Annotated in this window: 3 protein-coding genes and 1 pseudogene; 3 read left to right on the forward strand and 1 reads right to left on the reverse strand. The window is 71.7% G+C overall.

Features of this window, described 5'->3' with window-relative positions; all coding sequences use genetic code 11:
- Nucleotides 1–39 precede the first annotated feature (39 nt).
- Nucleotides 40–1,446: a sigma-54 dependent transcriptional regulator gene (locus FL311_RS41880; RefSeq protein ID WP_141333201.1), complete on the reverse strand. Its 1,407-nt coding sequence runs from the start codon at nucleotides 1,444–1,446 to the stop codon at nucleotides 40–42.
- A gap of 160 nt (nucleotides 1,447–1,606) precedes the next feature.
- Between FL311_RS41880 and FL311_RS41885 the strand changes: the two genes are divergently transcribed.
- The 3 genes and pseudogenes from FL311_RS41885 to FL311_RS41895 form a co-directional block, all read left to right on the forward strand.
- Entirely contained in the window at nucleotides 1,607–2,182 is a 576-nt protein-coding gene (locus tag FL311_RS41885; protein ID WP_141333202.1) for an NUDIX hydrolase, read from the forward strand.
- Between the two features lie 225 nt (nucleotides 2,183–2,407).
- Nucleotides 2,408–3,184 carry a TenA family transcriptional regulator gene (locus FL311_RS41890; protein ID WP_141333203.1) on the forward strand — a complete coding sequence of 259 codons (777 nt, stop codon included), beginning with the start codon at nucleotides 2,408–2,410 and terminating at the stop codon, nucleotides 3,182–3,184.
- A gap of 231 nt (nucleotides 3,185–3,415) precedes the next feature.
- Nucleotides 3,416–3,650 (forward strand): annotated as a pseudogene (locus tag FL311_RS41895) (methyl-accepting chemotaxis protein); the annotation flags it as partial.

The raw sequence follows: 3,650 nt of genomic DNA on the forward strand, positions 1-3,650 counted from the left end.
GTCATGGGGCGGGGGCCGTGGGTCACGGATTTCCGAGGATCACCCCTCCTCGGGCGCGGTGCCCTTGGGGAGGAAGCCATACTTCTCCAGCTTGTAGTACAGCGCCGACGTCTTGATGCCCAGCAGGCGGGCGGTCTCCGTCTTCACCCCGCCGGCCTTCTCGTAGGCGCGGGCGATGAGCTGCCGCTCCAGGTCCTCCAGGATGTCTGGCAGCGGCCTGTCGCCGTGCGGCACCGGCAGCCCCGCGTCCATGCGCGGCGTGCCGCCGGTGAGGTGGCCGGGCAGGTCCTGGGCGGTGAGCACCTCCCCTTCCGCGAAGACGAGCGCCTGCTCCACCACGTTCTCCAGCTCGCGCACGTTGCCGGGCCACGCGTGGCGGGCCAGGGCGCGCAGGGCGCCCTCGTCCAGCCCCGTCACCCGGCGGTTGACGCGCACCGCGTGCTTGGCGACGAAGTGGCGCGCCAGCGCGGCGATGTCCTCGGGGCGCTCGCGCAAAGGCGGCAGCACCAGCGGGACGATGTGCAGCCGGTAGTACAGGTCCTCGCGGAAGCGGCCCGCCTTCACCTCGGCCTGCAAATCCCGGTGCGTGGCGCTCACCACGCGCACGTCCACCTTGAGCGTCTCCTCGCCGCCCACGCGCTGGATCTCCTTCTCCTGGAGCACGCGCAACAGCTTGGTCTGCACCGCGTGGGGAATCTCCCCGATTTCGTCCAGGAAGAGGGTGCCGCCGTCGGCCAGCTCGAAGCGGCCCAGCTTGCGCTTCACCGCGCCGGTGAAGGCGCCGCGCTCGTGGCCGAACAGCTCGCTCTCCAGCAGCGTCTCCGCCAGCGCCGCGCAGTGCACCACGACGAAGGGCCCGTCCTTGCGCGGGGACTGCTGGTGCAGCATGCGCGCGATGAGCTCCTTGCCGGTGCCGCTCTCGCCGCGGACGAGCACCGTGGCGTCGCTCATCGCCGCCTTGCGCGCCTGGGAGAGCAGCTTCTGCATGGGCTCGCTGTCGCCCACCAGGCTGCCGTGCGTGAGGGCCGCGTCCGCGTCGTGCGCGGCGGTGCGCCCCTCCAGCTTCTCCACGCGCCGGCGGGTGCTCGCCAGCTCCAGCCCCTTGTCCACCTTGGCGCGCAGCACGTCGGGCGTGAAGGGCTTGGTGATGAAGTCGTAGGCCCCCTCCTGCATGGCCCGCACGGCCGTCTCAATCGTGCCGAAGGCCGTCACCACCATGACGACGGCGGAGGGGTCCAGCGCCTTGAGGGCCTGGGTGACGGCGATGCCGTCCATGCCGTCCATCTTCAAATCCGTGACGACCAGGTCGAACGGGGCCTTGCGGTACGCGGCCAGCCCGTCCGCGCCGCCGCGCACCGCGGACACGGCGTGCCCGGAGCGCGTGAGCGTGACGGTCATCCCCTCGCGGAGGGTGTCGTGGTCGTCGATGACGAGAATGCGCGCCATGCAGGTGCTTGCCCTCAGGTCCTCATGCCAGCGGGGCCGGCCGCCCCGGGTGCGTCCGCATGAGAACACACCCGGCCAGAACCCTACACCGCCCCGGGCGGGCCGGCCGCTTCCAGAAGGCGCTGGCGTGTGAGGGCCCGCCGGGGATACGTGGTCGCGCATGGAATCCCAGAACGCCCACGCCCTGCGGGAGCTCCTGGCGCGCCACGTCCCCGGGGACGACAAGGAGCGCCAGGACCTGGAGCGGATGCGCCACCACGCGGCCACGCTCGCCTCGCCCTTCTCCCGCGCGCAGGCCACGGCGCACTTCACCGGCAGCGCGGTGGTGGTGGACCCCCGGGGCGAGCGCGTGGTGATGGTGCTGCACGGCAAGCTCCACCGGTGGCTGCAGCCGGGCGGACACGCGGACCCGGCGGACGGCGGCGACATGGAGGCCACCGCCCTGCGCGAGGCGCGCGAGGAGACCGGCTGCCGCGTGGTGCTCCACCCCGCCGCGCCCCGCCCGCTGGACGTGGACGTCCACACCATCCCCGCGCGCCGCGACGAGCCCGAGCACCAGCACCTGGACGTGCGCTACCTCGTCGTGGCCGAGGACCCGGAGTCGCTCGCGCACGACCCCCACGAGTCCTCCGGCGCGCAGTGGCTCACCTGGGACGAGGCGCTCGCCCGCGCGGACGAGGCGCCGCTCCAGCGCATGCTGGAGAAGGCGCGCCGGCAGGTGGCCCGCACCCCGTGACGGCGGGCGCGAGTCGGCGTCGGTCGGAGAGACAGGCCCGCTGTGGGACGCGTGACGCCTCCAGGTGGCCCCGGCTGAAATCTGAAACAAGGCGGTGAGAAAAGCGTCGGGCGACGACAGTCGCGTGGCCTCGTGGAGGTGCTGTCACCACTATGGGGCCGCCCTGGCGGGTGAGGGGGGCCATGTCGGTCTGGAACCCGCCGGGTGCAGGAGCCTCGTGCCGCCATGTCGTCTTCCGAGCAGGAAGTGCGCAGCCTCACGTCTCGTGTGCCCGTGCGCCGCTATGGGCCTCCGCCGCTGAACCCGTCGGCGCATCCCCGCTGGCTCCAGTCCATGCTGGATGCGACCCGCCGGGACTGGGACGCGGCGTGCTGGCCTCCGCTGTTCCGCGCCACCGCCGAGGGCCGGCGCCCGCCGCTGGTGTACTGGCGCCGCGTGCTGTCGCAGTTCTTCCTCATCGTCGAGTCCTTCCCCAAGTACATGGCCCTGTCGCTGGCCAAGACGACCTACGGCCGCTCCGAGGGGGACGCGAGCATCCGCCGCTGGCTCCTGCAGAACCTGGCCGTGGAGGCGCGCCACGCGGAGTGGTTCATCGACTGGGTGCGCGCGCTCGGCCTGGAGCCGGAGGCGCTCTTCCAGGTGCGGCCGCTGCCGGAGCTCCAGGCGCTGCACGCGCACCTGCGCGACACCTGTGCCCGGGGCACGCTGGCGGAGGGCATCGCCGCGTCCAACTGGGCCATCGAGGGAATCACCGGCGTGTGGACGCGCGACGTGGTGGAGCCCTTCCGCGCCTATGCCGCGGACGGCGCGCGCATCGACGCCAGCGCGATGATGTGGCTCAAGGCGCACGCCCGCTATGACGACCTGCACCCGGTGGAGGCGCTCGAAATCCTCAAGCTCTGCACGGACCCCACCGGGGACGAGCCTGCCCGGGTGCTCGACGCCACGCGCAAGTCCCTGCGCCTGTATACCTCCGCCATCCGCGCCTGCTGTGTGGATTGAGGCTGAAATCGCCGCGTCTGTCTTCTTGCTCAACCTTTCTGGAGGAGGTTGATTTCCCGACTGTGTATGCCTTTCGACGAGCGCCCGGCTGACGGGAGTGCAATGTCTGGAACCGGGCGTGCGCCGCTCGCTTTCGCGTCGATGACGTGCGGAGAATGGGGGCCGTCCGCCATCCCTCCATTCCTGGACTCACCGCGTCCCATGGCCGGAGGCGCGGGAAGGCAATCCCGCATGAGCATCGAAGATTCGTTGATTCGCGAGTATCGCTGGCGCGCGCTCAGGGTGTTCATGTCCTGGGTGGTCCCCGCGGCGCCCATCGCGGCGTACCTCAACGGCATGTCCATGGGCGTCGCCGGGTGGGAGGGCGTGAGGGCGGTGGCGTGGGTGCTGCCGCCCATCCTGGTGGGCCTGGGGATGCTCTACCCCGCGCTGCTGATGCGGTGGATGGTGGGCAACGCGCTGCGCT

Origin of the sequence: Myxococcus sp. AB025B (assembly GCF_006518215.1) — a bacterium.
GTDB classification, from domain to species: Bacteria; Myxococcota; Myxococcia; order Myxococcales; family Myxococcaceae; genus Myxococcus; species Myxococcus fulvus.